Annotated in this window: 28 protein-coding genes; 27 read left to right on the forward strand and 1 reads right to left on the reverse strand. The window is 59.9% G+C overall.

The features are described 5' to 3' along the window. Positions 1-11 precede the first annotated feature (11 nt). The 27 genes from ACMX25_RS25585 (at position 12) to tatC (ending at position 20651) form a co-directional block, all read left to right on the forward strand. The gene (locus ACMX25_RS25585; RefSeq protein WP_414952810.1) at positions 12-824 is read left to right on the forward strand and encodes a thiazole synthase; all 813 of its coding nucleotides are present in this window, start codon (positions 12-14) and stop codon (positions 822-824) included. Continuing rightward, positions 821-1888: a thiamine phosphate synthase gene (gene thiE, locus ACMX25_RS25590; protein WP_414952811.1), complete on the forward strand. Its 1068-nt coding sequence runs from the start codon at positions 821-823 to the stop codon at positions 1886-1888. The genes ACMX25_RS25585 and thiE overlap by 4 nt, the downstream gene beginning before the upstream one ends. 117 nt (positions 1889-2005) lie before the next feature. Continuing rightward, entirely contained in the window at positions 2006-2824 is an 819-nt protein-coding gene (locus tag ACMX25_RS25595; protein ID WP_414952812.1) for an ABC transporter ATP-binding protein, read from the forward strand. Continuing rightward, entirely contained in the window at positions 2821-3588 is a 768-nt protein-coding gene (gene mlaE, locus ACMX25_RS25600; protein WP_031362169.1) for a lipid asymmetry maintenance ABC transporter permease subunit MlaE, read from the forward strand. The genes ACMX25_RS25595 and mlaE overlap by 4 nt, the downstream gene beginning before the upstream one ends. Positions 3589-3706: 118 nt before the next feature. Continuing rightward, on the forward strand, positions 3707-4273 hold the full coding sequence (mlaD, locus tag ACMX25_RS25605; RefSeq protein ID WP_414952813.1) for an outer membrane lipid asymmetry maintenance protein MlaD: 567 nt from the start codon (positions 3707-3709) through the stop codon (positions 4271-4273). A gap of 111 nt (positions 4274-4384) precedes the next feature. Next, positions 4385-5296, forward strand: a complete 912-nt coding sequence (locus tag ACMX25_RS25610; RefSeq protein WP_414952814.1) for an MlaA family lipoprotein — start codon at positions 4385-4387, stop codon at positions 5294-5296. A 125-nt stretch (positions 5297-5421) separates the two neighbouring features. Then, positions 5422-6051 carry an MlaC/ttg2D family ABC transporter substrate-binding protein gene (locus ACMX25_RS25615; RefSeq protein WP_414952815.1) on the forward strand — a complete coding sequence of 210 codons (630 nt, stop codon included), beginning with the start codon at positions 5422-5424 and terminating at the stop codon, positions 6049-6051. Then, on the forward strand, positions 6048-6317 hold the full coding sequence (locus ACMX25_RS25620; protein WP_414952816.1) for an STAS domain-containing protein: 270 nt from the start codon (positions 6048-6050) through the stop codon (positions 6315-6317). The genes ACMX25_RS25615 and ACMX25_RS25620 overlap by 4 nt, the downstream gene beginning before the upstream one ends. Positions 6318-6536: 219 nt before the next feature. Then, positions 6537-7463 carry an ABC transporter ATP-binding protein gene (locus ACMX25_RS25625; protein WP_414952817.1) on the forward strand — a complete coding sequence of 309 codons (927 nt, stop codon included), beginning with the start codon at positions 6537-6539 and terminating at the stop codon, positions 7461-7463. Next, positions 7460-8215 (forward strand): ABC transporter permease, encoded by a 756-nt coding sequence (locus tag ACMX25_RS25630; protein WP_414952818.1) that lies wholly within the window; start codon positions 7460-7462, stop codon positions 8213-8215. Before ACMX25_RS25625 ends, ACMX25_RS25630 begins: the two co-directional genes overlap by 4 nt. A 29-nt stretch (positions 8216-8244) precedes the next feature. Beyond that, on the forward strand, positions 8245-8484 hold the full coding sequence (locus ACMX25_RS25635) for a BolA family protein (RefSeq protein WP_031362176.1): 240 nt from the start codon (positions 8245-8247) through the stop codon (positions 8482-8484). 137 nt (positions 8485-8621) lie between these two features. After that, the gene (murA, locus tag ACMX25_RS25640; protein WP_414952819.1) at positions 8622-9890 is read left to right on the forward strand and encodes a UDP-N-acetylglucosamine 1-carboxyvinyltransferase; all 1269 of its coding nucleotides are present in this window, start codon (positions 8622-8624) and stop codon (positions 9888-9890) included. Then, positions 9887-10579 carry an ATP phosphoribosyltransferase gene (gene hisG / locus ACMX25_RS25645; protein WP_414952820.1) on the forward strand — a complete coding sequence of 231 codons (693 nt, stop codon included), beginning with the start codon at positions 9887-9889 and terminating at the stop codon, positions 10577-10579. The genes murA and hisG overlap by 4 nt, the downstream gene beginning before the upstream one ends. Positions 10580-10631: 52 nt before the next feature. Next, entirely contained in the window at positions 10632-11957 is a 1326-nt protein-coding gene (gene hisD / locus ACMX25_RS25650) for a histidinol dehydrogenase (protein ID WP_414952821.1), read from the forward strand. Positions 11958-12030: 73 nt separating this feature from the next. Further along, the gene (gene hisC / locus ACMX25_RS25655; RefSeq protein WP_414952822.1) at positions 12031-13101 is read left to right on the forward strand and encodes a histidinol-phosphate transaminase; all 1071 of its coding nucleotides are present in this window, start codon (positions 12031-12033) and stop codon (positions 13099-13101) included. A 29-nt stretch (positions 13102-13130) separates the two neighbouring features. Beyond that, positions 13131-13718: an imidazoleglycerol-phosphate dehydratase HisB gene (gene hisB / locus ACMX25_RS25660; protein WP_031362181.1), complete on the forward strand. Its 588-nt coding sequence runs from the start codon at positions 13131-13133 to the stop codon at positions 13716-13718. A 93-nt stretch (positions 13719-13811) separates the two neighbouring features. Next, a complete protein-coding gene (locus ACMX25_RS25665) occupies positions 13812-14432 on the forward strand; it encodes a MarC family protein (protein WP_414952823.1) in 621 nt (206 codons plus the stop codon). 31 nt (positions 14433-14463) lie between these two features. Continuing rightward, the gene (gene hisH / locus ACMX25_RS25670) at positions 14464-15114 is read left to right on the forward strand and encodes an imidazole glycerol phosphate synthase subunit HisH (RefSeq protein ID WP_414952824.1); all 651 of its coding nucleotides are present in this window, start codon (positions 14464-14466) and stop codon (positions 15112-15114) included. A gap of 175 nt (positions 15115-15289) precedes the next feature. Then, entirely contained in the window at positions 15290-16042 is a 753-nt protein-coding gene (gene hisA, locus ACMX25_RS25675) for a 1-(5-phosphoribosyl)-5-[(5-phosphoribosylamino)methylideneamino]imidazole-4-carboxamide isomerase (RefSeq protein WP_089166109.1), read from the forward strand. Positions 16043-16298: 256 nt separating this feature from the next. After that, the gene (gene hisF / locus ACMX25_RS25680) at positions 16299-17072 is read left to right on the forward strand and encodes an imidazole glycerol phosphate synthase subunit HisF (protein ID WP_414952825.1); all 774 of its coding nucleotides are present in this window, start codon (positions 16299-16301) and stop codon (positions 17070-17072) included. 3 nt (positions 17073-17075) lie between these two features. Beyond that, complete coding sequence (hisI, locus tag ACMX25_RS25685; protein WP_414952826.1) at positions 17076-17489, forward strand: phosphoribosyl-AMP cyclohydrolase; 414 nt, start codon at positions 17076-17078, stop codon at positions 17487-17489. After that, entirely contained in the window at positions 17489-17869 is a 381-nt protein-coding gene (locus ACMX25_RS25690) for a phosphoribosyl-ATP diphosphatase (protein ID WP_414952827.1), read from the forward strand. Before hisI ends, ACMX25_RS25690 begins: the two co-directional genes overlap by 1 nt. Before the next feature lie 44 nt (positions 17870-17913). Next, positions 17914-18306 carry a DUF4870 family protein gene (locus ACMX25_RS25695; protein ID WP_414952828.1) on the forward strand — a complete coding sequence of 131 codons (393 nt, stop codon included), beginning with the start codon at positions 17914-17916 and terminating at the stop codon, positions 18304-18306. Positions 18307-18360: 54 nt separating this feature from the next. Then, positions 18361-18723, forward strand: coding sequence for a histidine triad nucleotide-binding protein (locus tag ACMX25_RS25700; RefSeq protein ID WP_414952829.1), 363 nt, complete (start codon positions 18361-18363; stop codon positions 18721-18723). A 200-nt stretch (positions 18724-18923) separates the two neighbouring features. Continuing rightward, a complete protein-coding gene (gene tatA, locus ACMX25_RS25705) occupies positions 18924-19154 on the forward strand; it encodes a Sec-independent protein translocase subunit TatA (protein ID WP_414952830.1) in 231 nt (76 codons plus the stop codon). A gap of 78 nt (positions 19155-19232) precedes the next feature. Further along, positions 19233-19781: a Sec-independent protein translocase protein TatB gene (gene tatB / locus ACMX25_RS25710; protein ID WP_414952832.1), complete on the forward strand. Its 549-nt coding sequence runs from the start codon at positions 19233-19235 to the stop codon at positions 19779-19781. Between the two features lie 69 nt (positions 19782-19850). Then, positions 19851-20651 carry a twin-arginine translocase subunit TatC gene (tatC, locus tag ACMX25_RS25715; protein ID WP_414952833.1) on the forward strand — a complete coding sequence of 267 codons (801 nt, stop codon included), beginning with the start codon at positions 19851-19853 and terminating at the stop codon, positions 20649-20651. Positions 20652-20759: 108 nt separating this feature from the next. Here tatC and ACMX25_RS25720 read toward each other — a convergent pair whose 3' ends face one another. Then, on the reverse strand, positions 20760-21983 hold the full coding sequence (locus ACMX25_RS25720) for a Do family serine endopeptidase (RefSeq protein ID WP_414952834.1): 1224 nt from the start codon (positions 21981-21983) through the stop codon (positions 20760-20762). Positions 21984-21991 lie beyond the last annotated feature (8 nt).

Here is a 21991-nt window from a genome sequence, read left to right on the forward strand (position 1 = left end):
GGAATCGAATCATGACTTCCACCATCACCACCGCGGACGGCCTCACGCTCTATGGCACGTCATTCCCGAGCCGGGTGCTGCTGGGGACATCGCGTTATCCGTCGTTGCAATCGCTGTCGGATTCCATTGATGCCGCCCGTCCCGGCATGGTCACCGTCGCGTTGCGGCGCCAGTCGAACACAGGCGAAGCCGGTTTCTTCGATGTCCTCAAGCGTCACGGCGTCGCGTTGTTGCCCAATACGGCTGGCTGCCAAACCGTGGACGAAGTGCTGACCACGGCGCGCATGGCCCGCGAACTCTTCGATACCCCGTGGCTGAAGCTCGAACTGATTGGCGACGATTACACGCTGCAACCCGATCCGATCGGCCTCGTGGAAGCCGCTGGCATATTGATCCGCGAAGGTTTCAAGGTGCTGCCCTATTGCACGGAAGATCTGGTGATTGGCCGTCGTCTGCTCGATGTCGGCTGCGAGGCGTTGATGCCTTGGGGCGCGCCTATCGGGACGGGGAAAGGTGTGACGAATCCCTATGGATTGCGCACGTTGCGCGAGCGGTTGCCGGATGTACCGCTTATCGTTGATGCCGGTCTTGGCGTGCCGTCGCATGCGTGCCAGGTGATGGAATGGGGTTTCGATGGCGTGTTGCTGAACACGGCCGTCTCGCAAGCGACGTTTCCGCCGCAAATGGCGCGCGCGTTTGCGCTGGGCGTCGAAGCGGGGCGGATGGCTTATCTCGCCGGGCCAATGGCCGAACGGGATAGCGCACAAGCGAGCACGCCGGTGGTCGGCATGCCGTTCTGGCATCAAGACGGGAGTGCTGTATGAGTACGGTGTTGCTGGATAAGGAAGTGTTTTGGCCGCCCGCCGATGAACTGCTCGAAGCCGCCGAGCGAATCCGGCGGCGGCTGGGCGAGTGGCCGGCCGCATCGAAGTCATGGCGAATCTGCCTGAGCGAGCCGGATCATCCGCGCTCGGGAGATTTGATCGTAGGCGCCGGCGATGAACCGCTGCCGGACGGAGTTGGACGCTTGGAAGTAGAAGCGGGCCGGGCGACGCTGCATCTGGATAACGTCGAATACGCGCTGGAAGGGGATTGGTCGGACGATTGGCCAGCCGCGCTGGCCGCGTTCCTTGATTGCGGTTTCGAGCGTCACGACGCGCTCGTGCTGGCGTTCGCGTGGCGTCCGGCCAATCTGGATCAACTCGACGCGTGGCCCATCGATTTTTCCACGTTCCCAAAGGTCGCCAACTTACCGGCGGCACCGTCGAAGCCGTTCCCCCCTTGTCCGGACAAGCTCGGTCTTTATCCGGTCCTGCCAAGCGCGGAGTGGGTCGAACGCGTTCTCGACCAGGGTGTCCGAACGGCACAACTACGCCGCAAGACCACCGATTCCGGCGATTTAAAACAGGAAATCGAACGGTCGGTGGCGGCCGGCAAGAAACACGAGGCGCAGCTTTTTATCAACGATCATTGGCAGGCAGCGATCAAGGCCGGCGCATATGGCGTGCATCTCGGGCAGGAAGACGTGGACACGGCCGACCTGAACGCGATCGCCGAAGCGGGCTTGCGCCTCGGCCTGTCGACGCATGGCTACTATGAAATGCTGAAAGCGCTGCATTTCAAGCCGAGCTACCTCGCCCTCGGCGCCGTGTTCCCGACCACGACCAAAATCATGCCGACGGCGCCCCAAGGTTTGTCGCGTTTGGCACGTTATGTGCGCTTGCTCGACGGCATCGTGCCGCTCGTTGCAATCGGTGGGGTCAACGGCTCGGTCTTGCGACAAATTATGTCAACCGGTGTAGGAAGCGCAGCAGTCGTGCGTGCCGTTACAGAGGCGCCCGATCTGGCCGCCGCCATTTCTGCGCTGCAACACGAATTCGGGCGATAATGCCCCGGATTCGGAAAAAAGTTCAGCCCGCTAAACCAGTCGAAAGGGACCGCCACGACACCTGTCATGCAGAGGCCCTATAATTCGGCCTCTTGTGTAAAAGGATCGTCAGCCTCCGTGTCAGCTTCTCCCGAGACCTTGCTAGAGCTTCGCGACGTCGATTTCGGCTACGGCGACCGGCTCGTATTATCGAACCTGAACATGCGCTTCAAGCGCGGTCAGGTTGTGGCTGTCATGGGCGGTTCCGGCTGTGGCAAGACGACCGTGTTGCGCTTGATTGGCGGGTTGGTGAAGGCCAGACGCGGCCAGGTGTTGTTTGGCGACAAAGACGTCGGCACGCAGAATCGCGACGGTCTTTACGAGCTTCGCCGCAAGATGGGCATGCTGTTCCAGTTCGGCGCGCTGTTTACCGACCAATCCGTATTCGATAACGTCGCATTCCCGCTGCGCGAACACACCGATCTGCCTGAAGAACTCCTGCGCGACCTCGTGCTGATGAAGCTCAACGCGGTCGGTTTGCGTGGTGCGCGCGATCTCGCGCCATCGGAGATATCAGGCGGCATGGCCCGTCGCGTGGCGCTTGCCCGGGCCATTGCCTTGGATCCCGAACTGATGATGTACGACGAGCCGTTCGCCGGCCTCGATCCCATTTCGCTCGGCATCACGGCGAATCTGATCCGCACGCTGAACAGTGCGTTGGGCGCCACGTCCATCCTGGTGACGCACGACGTGCCCGAATCGTTCGCCATTGCCGATTACGTGTATTTCATCGCGAACGGCGGCGTTTTGGCTGAAGGCACGCCGGCGCAATTGCGGGCGTCCCAGGAACCGTCGGTACGGCAGTTTATCGACGGTACGCCGGACGGCCCGTTCAAATTTCACTATCCAAGCACGACGCCGCTGGCGGCGGATTTTGGACTCGGAGCAAAGGCATGATCAGCGCCATCGGACGCACGGTGCTCGGCAGCTTCGGCACCATTGGCTACGCCACGCGCATGTTCCTGCGCCTGGTCGTCGAATTTTTCCCGTTGATGCGCCGGCCGCGTCTTGTCACGAAACAGATCCTGTTTGTCGGTAACTATTCGCTGCTGATCATCGCGGTTTCCGGTTTGTTCGTGGGTTTTGTGCTCGGTTTGCAGGGTTATCTCACCCTTAACCGATACGGCTCCGAGCAAGCGCTCGGCCTCCTGGTCGCGCTCTCGCTGGTACGCGAACTCGGGCCGGTGGTGACCGCGTTGCTGTTCGCGGGCCGCGCGGGAACGTCGCTCACCGCTGAGATCGGCCTGATGAAAGCCGGCGAGCAGCTCACCGCCATGGAAATGATGGCCGTCGATCCGCTCAAAGTGGTGGTGGCCCCGCGCTTCTGGGCCGGCATCATCGCCATGCCTGTTCTGGCTGCCATTTTCAGCGCGGTCGGTATTTTCGGCGGTTATGTGGTCGGTGTGCTGATGATCGGCGTGGATTCGGGCGCGTTCTGGTCCCAGATGCAAGGCGGCATCGACGTATGGAGCGACGTGGGCAACGGCGTGATCAAGAGCCTGGTGTTTGGCTTTGCCGTCACGTTCATCGCGCTGTTCCAGGGTTATGAAGCCCAGCCGACACCGGAAGGCGTTTCGCGCGCGACCACGAAGACAGTGGTGTACGGCTCGCTGGCCGTGCTCGGGCTGGATTTCCTGCTGACCGCGCTGATGTTCAACTGATTAGTCCGGGACGTTGCGCGACGCGCTGTGCGTGGCGATTCGGTTCACCGGTTCGTGGACGTTGTGAAGGGCACAGTCCTTCACGCAAAAAACTGCGACAAGATTCTTTGGGAAGACGATGAAAAAGACTGCTGCTCTCGACTTTTGGGTCGGCCTCTTCGTGGTGCTGGGTTTCGTGGCGCTGTTATTCCTGGCGTTGAAGGCGGGCAACATGAGTTCGCTGTCGTTTCAGCCGACCTACGCGGTCAAGCTGAAATTCGACAATATCGGCGGACTGAAGCCGCGTGCGCCGGTGAAGAGCGCGGGCGTGACGGTGGGTCGTGTGGATACCATCGGTTTCGACCAGAACACGTATCAGGCGCTGGTCACGATCGATCTCGACAAGCAGTATCAGTTTCCGAAGGATTCGTCGGCGAAGATCCTGACGTCGGGCTTGCTCGGTGAGCAATACATCGGCCTGGAGCCGGGCGGCGACGACCAGATGCTCAAGGCGGGCGACACCATTTCGATGACGCAATCGGCGGTCGTGCTTGAAAATCTGATCGGGCAATTCCTGTACAACAAGGCGGCGGATTCCGGCGCTTCGAAGAGTCCGGCAAGCGCTGCCGCACCTGCTGCAACGCCCGCTGCACCGACATTCCCGGGTGCGGCGAGTGCGATGGGCGCGAGCGCGGCGGCTCAATAAAAGCCGCCCGACACGTCGCTTAATGAGCCAGGAAATTCCAGGCAGCCGAAGGCCGGCCGATCTCGCAGTGCAAGGCCGCCTTCGGGTCAGCATCAATAAGGAGAAAAAGAAATGCAGGCAATGCGCGTAAGCAGCGCGGCTGTGATGGTGGCGGTGGCGATGCTTGCCGGGTGCGCAACCGTTACAACACCGACCAAGGGCGATCCGTTCGAGAGTTACAACCGGACGATGTTCACGATCAACGACAAGATCGATGAAGTCGCGCTCAAGCCGATTGCGAAGGGCTACGTGTACGTAACGCCGCAGCCGGTGCGCGACAGCGTCACGAACTTCTTTGGCAATATCGGCGATATTTATACGGCTGCAAATAATCTGGTGCAGTTGAAGATTGCAGACGGCGTGTCGGACATCATGCGCGTCGTGATGAACTCGATCTTCGGCGTGGCGGGCTTGTTCGACGTAGCGAGTGTTGCCGGACTGCCGAAGCACACGCAGGATTTCGGCTTGACGCTCGGCCACTACGGCGTGCCGGCGGGTCCGTATGTCGTGTTGCCGTTGCTGGGACCCAGCACGGTGCGTGATACAGCAGGAACGGTCGTCGATTATTTCGGCAGCGTGACCAGCTATGTCGATCCGACCTGGTTCCGTACCACGCTGTTCGGCGTGCAACTGGTCAACACGCGGGCGAACTTGCTTGGCGCCGGCGATGTACTGTCAGACGCAGCGCTCGACAAGTATTCGTTCGTGCGTAATGCGTATCTGCAGCGTCGTCAGTACCTGATCACCGGTAATAGCAGCATGAGCGACAGCAATGAATCGCTGCCGAAGTACGAAGATGTAGACGGCGGTGCGGCAGCAGGCGCGGCGCCTGCTTCAGCAACCACAGCGGCGCCTGCGGCGGCATCAGGAGCGGAAGCAGCTTCCGGTGCGGCTGCCGCGAGCGAACCCGGCGCGACTTCAGTGCGGCCGGACCAGATGGTGCCTCCGCGGATTCCGTCGTTCCCGTCGTTCAGGCTGCGTTAAAAGCATGCAGGATGACGACCCGGTAATATAACGAAAGCCTTTTGATGGCCGAATAGAGCGTGGAGGATGAACTCATGGTGAACGCCGCGCTCAAACCCAGGCCACTTTTTTTGCAGAGTCCGTAAATGAAAAAACTATTTCTACTTCCCCTGTTTGCAGTGCTGATGGCGTTTTGCAGCGGTGCGTTCGCGCAGGCCGCCGACATGTCCACCCCGGACGGGCTGGTCAAGACGGTGACGTCGCAAGTGCTTGATCAGATCAAGGCCGACAAGCAGATCCAGTCCGGCAACATCACGCGCATCACACAACTGGTCAACGAGAAGATCCTGCCGTACACGGACTTCACGCGGACCACGCGTCTGGTCATGGGACGCAACTGGAACACGGCGACGCCGCAGCAACAGAAAGACATCGTCGAGCAGTTCAAGATGCTGCTGATCCGTACGTATTCGGGTGCGCTTGCGCAGGTTCGCGACCAACAGGTCCAGTACAAGCCGTTCCGTGCCGATCCCAGCGACACAGACGTGGTGGTGCGTTCGGTGGTGCTGAACAACGGTTCGCCGATCGAGCTCGATTACCGACTGTACAAGACGCCGCAGGGCTGGAAGGTCTATGACATCAACGTGCTCGGCGCGTGGCTGATCCAGGCTTACCAGCAGCAGTTCAACGAGCAGATCCAGCAACACGGCGTTGAAGGGCTGGTGCAGTTCCTCACGCAGCGTAATCAGCAACTGGCGAACGGCAAGGCATCGTGAATCGCTTCGAAACCGCCGCGGCGCTCACGCACGAGAGCGCAAGAAGCGCGCTCGACGCGGGTTTGTCGCGTATCGCCGCGGGCGCGACCGAAGTCGATTGCGCGTCGCTCAAGCAATTCGATTCGTCGGCGCTCGCCGTCCTGCTCGCGTGGCAACGCGCGGCAGCGGCGCGCGGCGCGGCGCTTACTGTCGTCAACCTCCCCTCCGGGCTTGCCAGTCTCGCGCAAGCCTATGGCGTAGACACGCTCCTCACCCTCCGACATTGACCCTGTCCTGCTGAAACATCGGCGCGATTCGATATTGATCGAACGCGCCCCGCAGGGTTCGCAGGGTTGTCACGGACTAGCTAGCGGCGAAGCTCTGCCGCGTTTGGCCTATAATCAACCGTTTTTTCGGCCTGCTATCCGCCTTTCAGTCTTGTAAAGGCCGGTTCTGGTTCCGATCCGCACACATCGAGGCGCAGCCCCGCCGGCGCGCGCACTGTCATGTCAGCCATAGAAATACGCAACGTCAAGAAGCGCTACAAAGAGCTGCAAGCGCTCAAAGGCGTGAACCTCGTCGTCGAAGAAGGCGAGTTTTTCGGCCTGCTCGGCCCCAACGGCGCCGGTAAAACGACCCTTATCAGCATCCTCGCAGGCCTCGCGCGCGCCGATAGCGGCGCCATTTCCGTGCTCGGCCACGACGTGGTGACGGATTTCCGCCAGGCGCGCCGCTCGCTGGGTGTGGTGCCGCAGGAACTCGTCTTCGATCCGTTTTTCACCGTCCGCGAGTCGCTTCGTATCCAGTCCGGTTATTTCGGGCTACGCAAGAACGACGACTGGATCGACGAAATCATGGCCAATCTCGATCTCACCGAGAAAGCCGACGTCAATACCCGCGCACTCTCGGGCGGCATGAAGCGCCGCGTGCTGGTCGCTCAGGCGCTGGTTCACAAGCCGCCGGTGATCGTGCTCGACGAGCCGACCGCGGGCGTCGATGTCGAATTGCGCCAGACGCTCTGGAAATTCATCTCCCGGTTGAATCGCGAAGGCCACACCATCGTGTTGACCACGCACTATCTTGAAGAAGCCGAGGCGCTGTGCGACCGGCTCGCCATGCTGCGTCGCGGTGAAGTCGTCGCGCTTGAACGAACCAGCACACTGTTGCAGCGTTTTGCGGGCATGCAGCTTTCGTTGCGTTTCTCGCACGGCGTATTGCCCGCTGAATTGCGTGCGCTGGAAGTCGATCCCCGCGCTGCCTCCGGGACCAACCATTTGCTGCGGCTCGCCAGCTACGACGACGTTGAGCCGATTCTGGCGAAATGCCGCGCGGCGGGCTGCGCGTTCGATGAAATCGATGTACGCAAAGCCGATCTGGAGGACGTGTTCGTGCAGGTGATGAATGAGCCGGAAGTGGTCGAGGGCCTTTCATGAGCGGCTTTCGTACCCTGTTCTACAAAGAACTCCTGCGCTTCTACAAAGTTGGGTTTCAAACGGTGCTCGCGCCGGTCATCACGGCGCTTTTGTACCTGATGATCTTCGGGCACGCGCTGACGAATCACGTCGAGGTGTATCCGGGCGTGGCGTACACGAGCTTCCTCGTGCCGGGCCTCGTGATGATGAGCGTGTTGCAGAACGCGTTTGCGAACAGTTCGTCGTCGCTGATCCAGTCGAAGATCACCGGCAACCTCGTATTCGTGCTGCTGCCGCCGCTGTCGCACTGGGAAATGTATTTCGCGTATGTGCTTGCGTCCGTCGTGCGCGGGATCGCGGTCGGTTTTGGCGTGTTTATCGTCACGGTCTGGTTTATTCCCATGAGCTTTGCCGCGCCGTTCTACATTCTCGGCTTTGCGATCCTTGGCTCCGCAATTCTAGGAACGCTCGGATTGATCGCCGGCGTCTGGGCCGATAAATTCGACCAGCTGGCCGCATTCCAAAACTTTTTGATCATGCCGCTGACTTTTCTATCGGGCGTGTTTTACTCCACGCATACGCTGCCGCCAGTTTGGCGCGAAGTGTCGCGGCTGAATCCGTTCTTCTACATGATCGACGGATTCCGCTATGGCTTCTTCGGCCTGTCCGACATCAATCCGCTCGTGAGCCTTGGCATTGTCAGCGGGTTTTTCATCGTTCTGGCGGGAATCGCCCTGCGCTTGCTGGCAAGCGGTTACAAATTGCGTCACTAATCAGTTCGCTTAATTTTCAGGAGACTTCCATGTTGCCGACTCCGGAACAAGTGAAGGAATACATTGCTGGCGGCCTCGCTTGCCAGCATGTCGAAGTAGAAGGCGACGGCCAGCATTTCTTCGCGACCATCGTGAGCGACGCATTCGAAGGCAAGCGGCCCATCGCTCGCCATCAACTCGTCTACGCGGCGCTCGGCGACCGCATGCGCGCGGAAATCCACGCGCTAAGCATGAAAACGCTGACCCCGGCCGAGTGGAAACCCGTCTGAGCAGCGTTCCCCACATTTGATGATGTCAACGCATCACCCGTAACCGACTGGCTGAAAATTTAGTGCGATTCACTCAAGACAACCGCGACGCCGATAACGGCGCTGCAGCAGGAAGCTCCGTAGAAGGAACGCCAAGCATGGACAAACTCGTGATTGTCGGGGGCGCGAAGCTCTCGGGCGAAATCGTTGTATCGGGTGCGAAGAATGCGGCGCTGCCCATTCTTTGCGCCGGTCTGCTCACGGCTGACGACGTGCATCTGGAAAACGTGCCCAACCTGCAAGACGTGCGCACGATGCTCAAATTGCTGAACCAGATGGGCCTGCGTTCTGAATCAGCGGACGGGAAGGTCTGGCTGAATGCATCGAAAGTCGACAATCTGGTTGCGCCCTACGAAATGGTCAAGACCATGCGCGCGTCCATTCTCGTGCTCGGGCCGCTGCTCGCACGGTTCGGCGAAGCGAAGGTGTCGTTGCCGGGTGGCTGCGCCATTGGCGCGCGTCCTGTCGACCAGCACATCAAGGGCCTTCAGGCGATGGGCGCCGAGATCACGATCGAGCACGGCTTCATTGAAGCGCGGGCGAAGCGGCTGAAGGGCACGCGCATTGTCACCGACATGATCACCGTCACCGGCACGGAAAATTTGCTGATGGCGGCCGTGCTCGCGGAAGGCGAAACGGTTATCGAAAACGCGGCGCGCGAGCCGGAAGTCAGCGATCTCGCGAATCTGCTCGTCGCGATGGGCGCAAAGATCGATGGGATCGGATCGGACCGGCTGGTGATTCATGGTGTCGACAAGTTGCACGGCGCGCGCCATTCGGTCGTGCCGGATCGGATTGAAGCGGGCACGTTCCTGTGCGCGGTCGCAGCGACCGGCGGCGACGTCACGTTGCGCAACGTAAATCCATCGCTGCTCGAAGCCGTGATTGAAAAGCTCCACGAAACGGGTGTATCTATTGAGGAAGGCGAGAACTGGCTACGCGTGCGGATGAACAAACGGCCGACGGCGGTCAGCTTCCGTACATCGGAATACCCGGCGTTCCCCACCGACATGCAAGCTCAGTTCATGGCGCTCAACACGCTCGCGACCGGCACGTCGCAAGCGGTGGAAACCATCTTCGAGAACCGTTTCATGCACGTGCAGGAACTGAATCGGCTGGGCGCCAGCATTACCATCGACGGTAATACGGCGCTCGTGACCGGCGTGCAGAAACTGTCGGGCGCGAAGGTGATGGCGACTGACCTGAGGGCATCGGCGAGTCTGGTGATCGCGGCCATGTGCGCGGAAGGCGAAACGCTGATTGATCGTATCTATCACCTTGATCGCGGCTACGACCGGATGGAAAGCAAGCTGACGGCCGTCGGCGCGAACGTGCGGCGCATCAAGGGTAGCGGGGGCGAGCAATGAGTACGCTGCAAACTTCCAAGGCATTGAGTTCGGTGCCGGCGAGTGCGATGTTGACGCTGGCGTTATCGAAGGGACGCATCTTCGATGAAACCCTCCCGCTGCTCGCCGCTGCCGGCGTGGAAGTGACCGAAGATCCCGAAACGTCGCGCAAGCTGATCCTGCCGACCACGAACCCGAATTTGCGCGTGATCATCGTGCGTGCCACCGATGTCCCCACGTACGTCGAATACGGCGCAGCCGACTTCGGCGTGGCGGGCAAGGACGTGTTGATCGAGCATGGCGGCGGCGGGTTGTATCAGCCGATCGATCTGAACATTGCGCGTTGCCGGATGTCGGTCGCGGTGAAAAACGGCTTCGATTACGAAACCGCTGTGCGCCAGGGCGCTCGCCTGCGCATCGCGACAAAATATGTTGAAGTCGCGCGTGAGCATTTCGCGGCGAAGGGCGTTCACGTCGATCTGATCAAGCTGTATGGATCGATGGAACTGGCGCCGCTGGTCGGTCTGGCGGACGCCATTGTCGACCTGGTCAGTTCAGGTAATACGTTGCGCGCGAATGATTTGGTCGAAGTGGAAGAAATCATGGAAATATCGTCGCGTCTGGTCGTCAACCAGGCCGCGCTGAAGTTGAAGCGCGCGGCGTTGAAGCCGTATCTCGATGCGTTCGAACGCGCGTCGGTCGGCGCATAAAAGTACCGTAAAGCAGGGTCAAGCAGAGCAGGGCAAACAACCGGATACCAGCATGTCTATCAAGATTCGCAAACTCGATTCCAGCGCCAACGGTTTTCACACGGCGCTGCACGCGGTGCTCGCGTTCGAGGCGAGCGAGGACGAAGCTATCGAGCGCTCGGTCGCGCAGATTCTCGCCGATGTCAAAAAGCGCGGCGACGACGCGGTCCTGGACTACACGAACAAGTTCGACCGCCTGAAGGCCGAGAACGTCGCGTCACTGGAATTGCCGCAATCGGAACTGGAAGCGGCGCTCGAAGGGCTCGTCCCGAAACGCCGCGCCGCGCTGGAGGCGGCGGCGGCGCGCGTGCGCGGTTATCACGAGAAACAGCGGATCGAGTGCGGCAGCCATAGCTGGCAATACACGGAAGCCGACGGCACGGTGCTCGGCCAGAAGGTCACGCCGCTGGATCGCGCCGGTATCTATGTGCCGGGTGGCAAGGCCGCATATCCGTCGTCTGTGTTGATGAATGCGATTCCCGCGCGCGTGGCTGGCGTGAAGGAGATCGTGATGGTCGTGCCCACGCCGGAAGGCGTGAAAAATCCGCTGGTGCTCGCTGCAGCGTTGCTGGGCGGCGTGGATCGCGTGTTCACCATCGGCGGCGCGCAGGCGATTGGCGCGCTGGCTTACGGCACACAATCCATCCCCGCCGTCGATAAAATCTGTGGCCCGGGCAACGCTTATGTGGCATCGGCGAAACGGCGCGTATTCGGCACCGTGGGTATCGACATGATCGCGGGGCCGTCGGAAATCCTGATCATCTGCGATGCCACCACGGACCCGCGCTGGGTCGCGATGGACCTGTTCTCGCAAGCCGAGCACGACGAACTCGCGCAATCCATCCTGCTGTGCCCGGACGCCACGTTCATCCAGCGCGTGGAAGACGCGATCAATGAATTGCTGCCCACGTTGCCCCGTCGCGATGTGATCCAGCGCTCGCTCGAAGATCGCGGCGCGCTGATCAAGGTCGCCGACATGAACGAAGCCTGCGCGATCGCCAACGACATCGCGCCGGAACATCTCGAAATTTCCGCGCTCGATCCGCATCACTGGGCGGCGCAGATCCGTCACGCGGGCGCCATCTTTTTGGGCCGTTACACGAGCGAAAGTCTCGGCGATTACTGCGCGGGACCGAACCACGTGCTGCCGACATCGCGTACCGCGCGGTTTTCATCGCCGCTGGGCGTGTATGACTTCATGAAGCGCTCGAGCGTGATTGAAGTCAGCGCGGAAGGCGCGCAGACGCTCGGCGAGATTGCAGCCGAACTGGCGTATGGCGAAGGCTTGCAGGCGCATGCGCGCAGCGCTGAGTATCGAATGAAAAATACGTCGCAATAGTCGCGAGCAACGCGTTAAACCCGAGGCGGCCTTAGAGCCGCCCAACGTCCGGCGCTTGGCGTCCGGCAATACCATGACACGACCACAAGACATTCTGCGCCCCGACGTTCTCGCGATGACGTGTTATCCCGTGCCGAATTCAACCGGCCTCGTGAAGCTCGACGCGATGGAAAATCCGTATCGATTGCCGGCGGACCTCGCCGCTCAGTTGGGCGAACGTCTGGCGGACGTCGCTTTGAACCGATACCCCGAACCCCGTCCGACCGCGTTGATCGAGAAGATCAAGCGCGTCATGCAGGTGCCCGCCGCGTGCGAATTGCTGCTCGGCAACGGCTCGGACGAATTGATCAGCATGATGTCGATGGCGTGCGCGAAACCCGGCGCCGCCGTCGTCGCGCCGGTTCCCGGCTTTGTCATGTACGAGATGTCGGCGAAATTCGCGGGGCTGGAATTTATCGGCGTGCCGTTGAAAGACGATTTCACGCTCGATGTGGACGCGCTGATCGCCGCGATCGAAACGCACAATCCGGCTCTGGTGTATCTCGCGTACCCGAACAATCCGACCGGCACGCTCTACGACGACGCGGATATTGAATGCGTGATCGCGGCGGCATCGAATAGTTTGGTTGTCATCGATGAAGCGTATCAGCCGTTCGCCCAGCAAAGCTGGTTGCCGCGCGCCGCTGATTTCGACAACGTGGTTGTCATGCGGACAATGTCGAAGCTCGGCCTCGCGGGTATTCGGCTGGGTTATCTGGCGGGCAAGGCGTCGTGGACAACCGAATTCGATAAAGTGCGCCCGCCGTACAACATCAATGTGCTGACGCAGGCCGCAGCGGATTTCATGCTTGATCACCTCGACGTGCTCGATGCCCAGGCCGCAGAACTTCGGGCTGAGCGCACGCGTCTGGAAGACGCCGTCAAGGCGCTGCCCGGCGTGACGGTTTATCCCAGCGCCGGCAACTTTCTCCTGGTTCGTGTTCCGGATGCTGCAGCCGTGTTCGAAACCCTGCTGACATCGCGGGTTTTGATCAAAAACGTGAGTAAAATGCATCCGTTATTGGCAAATTGCGTGCGTTTGACGGTCGGATCGGCAGAAGAAAATGCGCAAATGATCGCGGCTTTGAAACTCGCGCTGCACTGAAATCTCTTAAAAGTCTCAAAGGAAACACCATGCGCATTGCGGAAGTCGTTCGCAACACCAGCGAAACGCAGATCCGTGTGAAGCTCGACCTGGACGGCACCGGTAAGCAAAAGCTCGCGACCGGCGTGCCGTTTCTCGATCACATGCTCGACCAGATCGCGCGTCACGGCCTTTTCGACCTTGAAGTCGAGGCGCATGGCGACCTTCATATCGATGACCACCATACGGTCGAAGACACAGGTATTACGCTGGGACAAGCAGTGGCGAAGGCCATCGGCGACCGCAAGGGCATTCGCCGGTACGGCCATTCCTACGTGCCGCTCGACGAAGCGCTTTCACGCGTCGTGATCGATTTTTCGGGCCGGCCGGGACTGGAGTTTCACGTCCCGTTCACGCGTGCCCGCATTGGTACGTTCGACGTCGATCTCACCATCGAATTTTTCCGCGGCTTCGTGAATCACGCGGGCGTGACGCTGCACATCGACAATTTGCGCGGTATCAACGCGCATCATCAGGTGGAAACCGTGTTCAAGGCATTCGGCCGCGCGTTGCGCATGGCGGTTGAGCTGGACGAACGCGCGGCAGGGCAGATTCCATCGACCAAGGGCAGCCTTTAAGCGCCTTCTAAATAACGCGGAACCGGCGACTATCGGGCGTGCTTCCAAGCGCGCCCGCGCTGTCCGCGTCGATACGAGCCATGCCGGCGTGCAATGAATCTACTCAAATCGTTTATATCGTTGCTCGCGCTGATCAATCCGGTCGGCGCGATCCCGTTTTTCCTGAGCCTGACAACCGATATGTCGAGCTCGGAAAAAGCTGGCACGATCCGGATCGCGTCCATTTCGGTCTTCTGCGTGATTGCGGTGACGGCGCTGCTCGGGCAACAGATCATCGCGTTCTTCGGGATTTCGGTCGGCTCTCTTCAAGTGGGCGGCGGCATCATCATGTTGCTGATGGCGATCAACATGTTGAACGCGCAAGTCGGCAACACGCGCTCCACGCCGGAAGAACGCCACGAAGCGGAGATGAAAAACAGCATCGCGGTCGTGCCGCTCGCCATTCCGCTGCTGACGGGACCGGGTTCCATCAGCACGGTGATCGTCTATTCTGCAAGTGTGGTGCACTGGTATGAGCGGATCGGGCTGGTCATGATCGGCGCGGTTCTGGCAGGACTGTGTTTCGGTGCGTTGATGCTCGCCGAACCGATCGCGCGCTGGGTGGGACGGACCGGCATTAACATTGGCACGCGGCTGATGGGTTTGATGCTCTCGGCGCTGGCGGTGGAATTTATCGTCAATGGATTGAAGGCGTTGATACCCTCTTTGAAATAGCGTTCTGGAACGTGCTGAATTGAATACTTCGATGAAAACTTCGATAGCAATCGTGGATTACGGCATGGGCAACCTGCGCTCCGTGTATCAGGCGCTCCGCAAGGCCGCGCCGGAAGCGGACGTGGCGATCGTCGAGCAGCCCGAAGCAATCCGCGCAGCAGAACGCATTGTGCTGCCGGGACAGGGCGCGATGCGCGACTGCATGGCGCACCTCGGCGCCTCCGGCTTGCAAGAAGCCGTGATGGAAGCTGCGCGTGACAAACCTATGCTGGGCGTGTGTGTCGGCGAGCAAATGCTGTTCGACTGGAGCGAGGAAGGGGGCGAGAAAGGCACGAATGGTCTCGGCCTGATTCCCGGAAAGGTTGTGCGCTTCGAACTGGAAGGCCAACTGCAGGACGACGGCTCGCGTTTCAAGGTCCCGCAAATGGGCTGGAACCGCGTGCGCCAGACGCAGCAGCATGCGCTGTGGGACGGCGTGCCCGACGAATCGTTTTTCTATTTCGTGCACAGTTACTACGGTGTCCCGGACAATCCGGCGCACACGTCGGGCGAAACCCTTTATGGCGCACCGTTTACCTCCGCTATTGCCCGGGACAATCTGTTCGCGACCCAGTTTCACCCTGAGAAGAGCGCCGACGCGGGCTTGCGGCTGTATCGAAACTTCGTACACTGGAAACCGTAAGGTTCGGGTTTTCAGTGCTGTTTTTTGCGACGGTTTGACGTTTTGGCTTATGCCGTTTGCAGCGAACGAGCCTTGCATCACTTGTACTACACTAGCGAGACGGCTTGCGAAACAAAGGCGCTGAGCGCCTGGTTTGCAACCGTTCGATCAACCCTTATCCGATAACGCTATTTCTATGTTGCTCATTCCGGCCATCGATCTAAAAGACGGTCAGTGCGTACGCCTCAAACAAGGCGATATGGACCAGGCGACCATTTTTTCCGAAGATCCGGCGGCAATGGCCCGGCTATGGGTCGACCGGGGCGCACGGCGGCTTCATCTCGTCGACCTGAACGGCGCTTTTGCCGGCAAGCCGAAAAACGAAGAAGCCATTCGCGCCATCATCAAGGAAGTCGGCAACGACATCCCGGTGCAACTGGGTGGCGGCATTCGCGACCTGAACACCATCGAGCGATATCTCGACGACGGTCTGGAATACGTGATCATCGGCACGGCGGCGGTGAAGAATCCGGGCTTCCTGCAAGATGCTTGCACCGCGTTCGCGGGTCATATCATCGTCGGGCTGGATGCGAAGGACGGCAAGGTCGCGACCGACGGCTGGAGCAAGCTGACGGGGCACGAAGTCATCGACCTCGGCCGCAAGTTCGAAGACTACGGCTGCGAGGCGATCATCTATACGGATATCGGGCGCGACGGCATGTTGCAGGGCATCAACATTGAAGCCACTGTGCGCCTCGCGCAAGCCGTCAAGATTCCGGTGATTGCCAGCGGCGGATTGTCGAACCTGGGCGACATCGACTCCTTGTGCGAAGTGGAAGACGAAGGTATTTCCGGCGTGATTTGCGGGCGCGCGATTTATTCGGGCGACCTGGATTTCGCCGCAGCGCAAGCGCGCGCCGACAAACTGCGCGAAGCCGACGACGCCTGAATCCCGGCATGTTCGTGAGGGCGCCGCGGGTCGTGGTCAGCAGACCGCGCATGCGGTGACCTTCTCATCACGCCTGGCTTAAGCGTGTTTTTTTAAGCGCCTCCTGTGCTTGCGGACTGTTTTCTACGCGGTTTGACGAAGCCGCGCCACAAGTCCATTCAGGCGGGGCGGGTTTCTTTCCACGACGGTCAAATTCGATTGAACCGCCTCGCTTATCCTAAGCACTCACTCGCAGCGCAACGGCATTCGCAACAACATGGCTCTCGCTAAACGCATCATCCCGTGTCTCGACGTCACCGCTGGCCGTGTGGTCAAGGGCGTCAATTTCCTTGAATTACGCGACGCGGGCGATCCCGTCGAAATTGCTCGCCGATACGACGATCAGGGCGCCGACGAACTCACGTTCCTCGATATCACCGCCACCTCCGACCAGCGGGACTTGATCTTGCCGATCATCGAGCAAGTGGCGTCGCAGGTGTTTATCCCGCTGACGGTTGGCGGCGGCGTGCGCGCGGTGGAAGACGTGCGCCGGTTGCTGAACGCGGGCGCCGACAAGATCAGCATGAATTCATCGGCGGTGTCGAATCCGCAACTCGTGCGGGATGCATCGGATAAACATGGCTCGCAGTGCATCGTGGTCGCCATCGACGCAAAGCGCGTCAGCGCCGCGGGCGAAACGCCGCGCTGGGAAGTTTTCACGCACGGCGGCCGCAAGAACACGGGACTCGACGTGATCGAGTGGGCGCGCAAGATGGCGGAATTCGGCGCCGGCGAAATCCTGCTGACCAGCATGGATCGTGACGGCACGAAAAGCGGCTTCGACCTTGCGCTAACGCGAGCGGTGTCCGACGCTATTTCCATTCCGGTGATTGCGTCGGGCGGCGTGGGCTCGCTCGCGCATCTCGCCGACGGCATCACCGAAGGTCACGCCGATGCGGTGCTTGCCGCCAGCATCTTTCACTATGGCGAACACACGGTCGGCGAAGCGAAACACTTCATGGCCGACCAGGGCATCTCGGTGAGGATTTAAGCGGTGACTGCACAAACTGAAGAAGCGGGCTGGATCGAGAAGGTCAAGTGGGACGCGAACGGCCTGGTGCCGGTGATCGCGCAGGAATCCACGACGGGCGACGTGCTGATGTTCGCGTGGATGAACCGCGAAGCATTGGCGAAAACCATCGAATTGAAGCGCGCCGTGTATTACTCGCGTTCGCGCCAGCGCCTGTGGTTCAAGGGCGAGGAATCGGGACACGTTCAGCACGTGCACGAAGTGCGGCTCGATTGCGACGAAGACGTCGTCTTGCTGAAAGTGGAGCAGGTGTCGGGCATTGCGTGCCACACCGGACGCCATTCGTGCTTTTTCCAGAAATTCGAGGGATCGGTGGAAACGGGCGACTGGGTCGCGGTTGAACCGGTCTTGATGGACCCTGAAAATATCTATAAGTAATGACTCAAGCCACGCTTCCTACGCAAGACACGCTGCTGCGCCTCGCGGCGATTATCGATAGCCGTAAGGGCGGAGACCCGGAACAATCCTACGTTTCCCGACTCTTTCATAAAGGTGACGACGCCGTTCTCAAGAAGATTGGTGAGGAAGCGACCGAAGTCGTGCTGGCCGCCAAGGACACGCGGCACGGCGGTGCACCCAAGGCGCTTGTCGGTGAAGTGGCCGACTTGTGGTTCCATTGCCTCGTGATGCTGTCCCATTTCGACCTCAGTCCGGCCGACGTCATTGCCGAACTGGAACGGCGGGAAGGGATGTCGGGAATCGAGGAAAAGGCGTTACGCAAATCCCGCGATCGCGAGCAAAACGAAAACGGCGGCTAAGCTGCAGATCGGGTCCCGCTCGACCGGTCGCCGAGGAGGATGAAATGAATCAGTCTTACGAGCCGTATCCGCCGCCTGTTTATCAAAACTCGCCCGAATCCGAACGTCTGCGCAGCTTGCGCACGCTGACTCACGTGCTGTACGCGCTTTACGCCGCGTACTGGCTCACCGGCGGACTGACCGTGCTGATCGCGGTCATCATCAACTACCTGAAGCGCGATGACGTCGCCGGGACGCCCTATGAAGCGCATTTCCGATGGCAAATTCGCACCTTCTGGTTCGCGCTGCTCGGTCATGTGATCGGCATAGCGTTGCTCTGGGTGTTTATCGGTTTCCCCATTTTGTTCGTGGTCGGTATCTGGACGCTTTATCGCGTTATAAAGGGCTGGCTGTTCCTGTATGAGAACAAGCCATTGCAACCGGGTGCCTGGGTTTGAGACCGAACGCCTGATCTTCAACATGCATTCATACCGGGATATCCCGCGACACACATGAGCCAAGAGAACTGCATTTTCTGTAAGATCGCTGCGGGAGAAATTCCAAGCAAGAAAGTCCATGAAGACGACGAGTTTGTTGCTTTTCACGATATCAACCCGGCCGCGCCCGTCCATGTGCTCGTGATCCCGCGTAAACATATTGAGACGCTGTCGAGCTGCACCGAAGCCGATGCGCCGCTGCTTGGTAGAATGTTGAGTTTGACGGCACGGCTTGCTGACCAGCTGGGCGTGGCGTACACCGGTGGCGACACCGGTTTCCGAACGGTCATTAATACCGGACCGGGCGGCGGGCAAGAGGTGTATCACGTTCACGCTCATATCCTCGCCGGGGAACGCCCGTGGCGCCGGATGGGTTGAACGGTCGATTGCGGCGGATAGGATGCGCCTGATCGTCCGCCCCGGAATGTAATGAAAACGAAAGCGTCTTTCCATCGCAATATTAGGCGCGCACACTATCGGTTTAGTCATCGGAGCGTCGACGCTTCGACTCGGACCGCAAGGTTCACATTCTTCGTCGCGTGCGACTCGCGCGGCGAAGCCAAGGAGAGTTTTCAGTCATGGGTTCGTTGAGCATTTGGCACTGGTTGATTGTTTTGTTGATCGTGGCGCTGGTTTTCGGCACGAAGAAGCTGCGTAACATTGGCGGCGATCTGGGCGGCGCGGTAAAGGGTTTCAAGGAAGGTATGAAGGAAGGCGAAGGAGCGCCGGCCGAGCAGCGCGAATTGCCGCGCAACGGCGCGGTCGACGTGGAAGCGAAGGACAAGACCCGCTCGGGCGACTACCGCTAATCAAGCTGATTCAGCCTGCGTAGCGATTAAGCCCGGCATCGGCCATCTCCACTTGCCACCCTCAGGATCTTCGATTCCATGCTCGACCTTGGTCTGACCAAAATGGCGCTGATCGGCGTTGTCGCGCTGGTAGTGCTCGGGCCGGAACGCTTGCCCGGCGTGGCACGAACGGCTGGCGCGCTGTTCGGTCGCGCACAGCGGTATATCAACGACGTCAAGGCCGAAGTCTCGCGCGAGATGGAACTCGACGAGCTGAAGAAAATGCGCACCGAGTTCGAAACGGCGGCAGCGAATGTCGAGAACAAGATTCACGACAATCTTCGCCAGCACGAAAACGAACTCAACGACGCCTGGAACCAGGGCACATCGGTCTCGGACAGCGTCGCGGGCGGGGGCGACCCGAATCTGACGCATGTTTCAGGCGACACCTGGCGTTCGAGCCCGGACAACACGTTCAGCAGCAATAACGCGTCGCCCGGGAAACGCAAGAACTGGCGTGTCAAACAGGCCGCCATTCCGAACTGGTATAAGCGCACCACGTTGCGCAAGACGCGCGTTCAATCAGGCGCGGCGCGCGTGGCGCGGCATACGCCTGAGACGCTGCGCCGTCCCACGCGGTTTTTCTGATGTTTGCGCCGCTCCCATCTCGCGAACACCAACTTCCCTTCCATCGATGAATCCCAGCAGAGGGCCGGCGTGAGCGACCCGCAACAGATTAAAGACGAGCCCGTCGAAGAGACGTTTATCTCGCACCTGGTCGAACTGCGTGACCGTATCATCCGCGCAGGCGCTTCAGTCATCGTCGTGTTCATCGGGCTGGTTTATTGGGCGCCGGATATCTTCCGGTTGCTCGCGCGTCCGCTGATGCAGAACTTGCCGAAGGACGGCAAGATGATCGTCACCGACGTCACCGGCTCGTTCTTCGTGCCAATGAAAGTGACCATGATGGTCGCGCTGGTGATCGCGCTGCCTATCGTGCTGTACCAGATCTGGGCGTTTATCGCACCGGGTTTGTATCAGCACGAGAAGAAGCTGGTCGTGCCGCTAGTCGGGAGCAGCTATTTCCTGTTCCTGTGCGGCATGGCGTTCGCGTATTTCGTCGTGTTCCCGACTATTTTCCGCGTGATGGCGCATTACAACGCGCCGCTCGGCGCGGAAATGACGACGGATATCGATAATTACCTGAGCTTCGTCCTCACCATGTTCCTCGCGTTCGGCGTGACCTTCGAGGTCCCGATCATCGTGGTGATCTTGGCGCGCATGGGATTCGTAACCATCAAGAAATTGCGGCAGATCCGGCCGTATGTGATCGTCGGCGCGTTCGTGATTTCCGCTGTGGTGACGCCGCCCGACGTGTTCTCACAGCTGATTCTGGCTGTGCCACTGATCATTCTTTACGAGGTCGGCATCATTGCGGCACGGTTGATCGTGGGCAAGGACAAGATCATCGAGCAGGAAGTGGAAGCTGCAGAGGATGCGAAGCGGGACGGGGAGTGAAGGTTCCAGCTGGCGGATGATGGGTAGGAAAACAAAAGGGGCCGTTCCAGACGTGAGTTGGAACGGCCCCTTTGCATTACGGCACTTCGCGATGAACTGGAGATTGCCTTACTCGTCGTTTTGATCGCCACCGCCGTTGTCATCGTCTGGCGGCTGGGGTTGCTTGGGCTGCATTGGCCGCTTGCCGATCACCACGTTCAAGTCGAGTTCCTTGCTCTTGCGCATCAGATGCACCTTCACCGACGTCCCGGGCTTGATCTGCGCGACAACATTGAGCAGGCGCGTGGTGTCGGTGATGGTGTCGTCATTGATGCTGATCAGGATGTCGCCCGGCTTGATGCCGGCTTTGTCGGCCGGTCCGCCTTGCAATACGCCCGCCACGATCGCGCCGGACTTTTGCTCGAGCCCGAACGATTCCGCGATTTCCGGCGTCACGTCCTGCGGTTCGACGCCAATCCAGCCGCGCGTGACCGTCCCTGTGGTGATGATGCTTTCCAGCACGCTGCGCGCCGTCGACACAGGAATCGCAAAGCCAATCCCCAGCGAGCCGCCGCTGCGCGAATAGATTGCAGTATTGATGCCGAGCAGATTACCGTTCACATCCACCAGCGCACCGCCCGAATTACCCGGATTGATAGCCGCGTCGGTCTGGATAAAATTCTCGAACGTATTGATGCCGAGGTGATTGCGCCCGAGCGCGCTGACAATCCCCATGGTCACCGTTTGGCCTACACCGAATGGATTGCCGATCGCCAGCACCACGTCGCCCACGCGCGTCTGGTCCATTCGGCCGAGCGTGATGGTGGGCAGGTTCGTCATGTTGATCTTCAGCACGGCGAGATCGGTTTCCGGATCCACGCCGATCACTTTCGCCGACGACGTCCGTCCGTCCGCCAAAGCAACTTCGATCTGATCGGCCCCATCGACGACATGTTGGTTCGTTAGAATGTAGCCTTCGGAGCTGACAATCACGCCTGAGCCGAGATTCGACGCCGGCGTTTCGTCGCCCTTACGCTTGTTCTTGTCGCCGAAAAAATAGCGGAACAGCGGGTCTTTCGCGCGCGGATCGGGCGGCAATGTGCCGTCCTTGCTCGAAAACACGTTGACCACGGCGGGCATCGCTTTCTGCGCGCCATCCGCATACGACGACTGAGCGGGCCGGGAACCGATGCTTGGCGCAACTTCCTGCAACGCGACGATCGGTTCGGCGAGTTGCTTGCCGAACGTTCCCTGGCGTTGAAGCCACTGCGGTTTCAAGGTCGCGACGATGAACATCAGCGCCAAAAGCACGGTCACCGCTTGGGCAAAAAACAGCCAGAAGCGTCTAAGCATTTGATGGA

The sequence above is a fragment of the Caballeronia eucalypticola genome, assembly GCF_047608185.1.
Classification (GTDB): domain Bacteria; phylum Pseudomonadota; class Gammaproteobacteria; order Burkholderiales; family Burkholderiaceae; genus Caballeronia.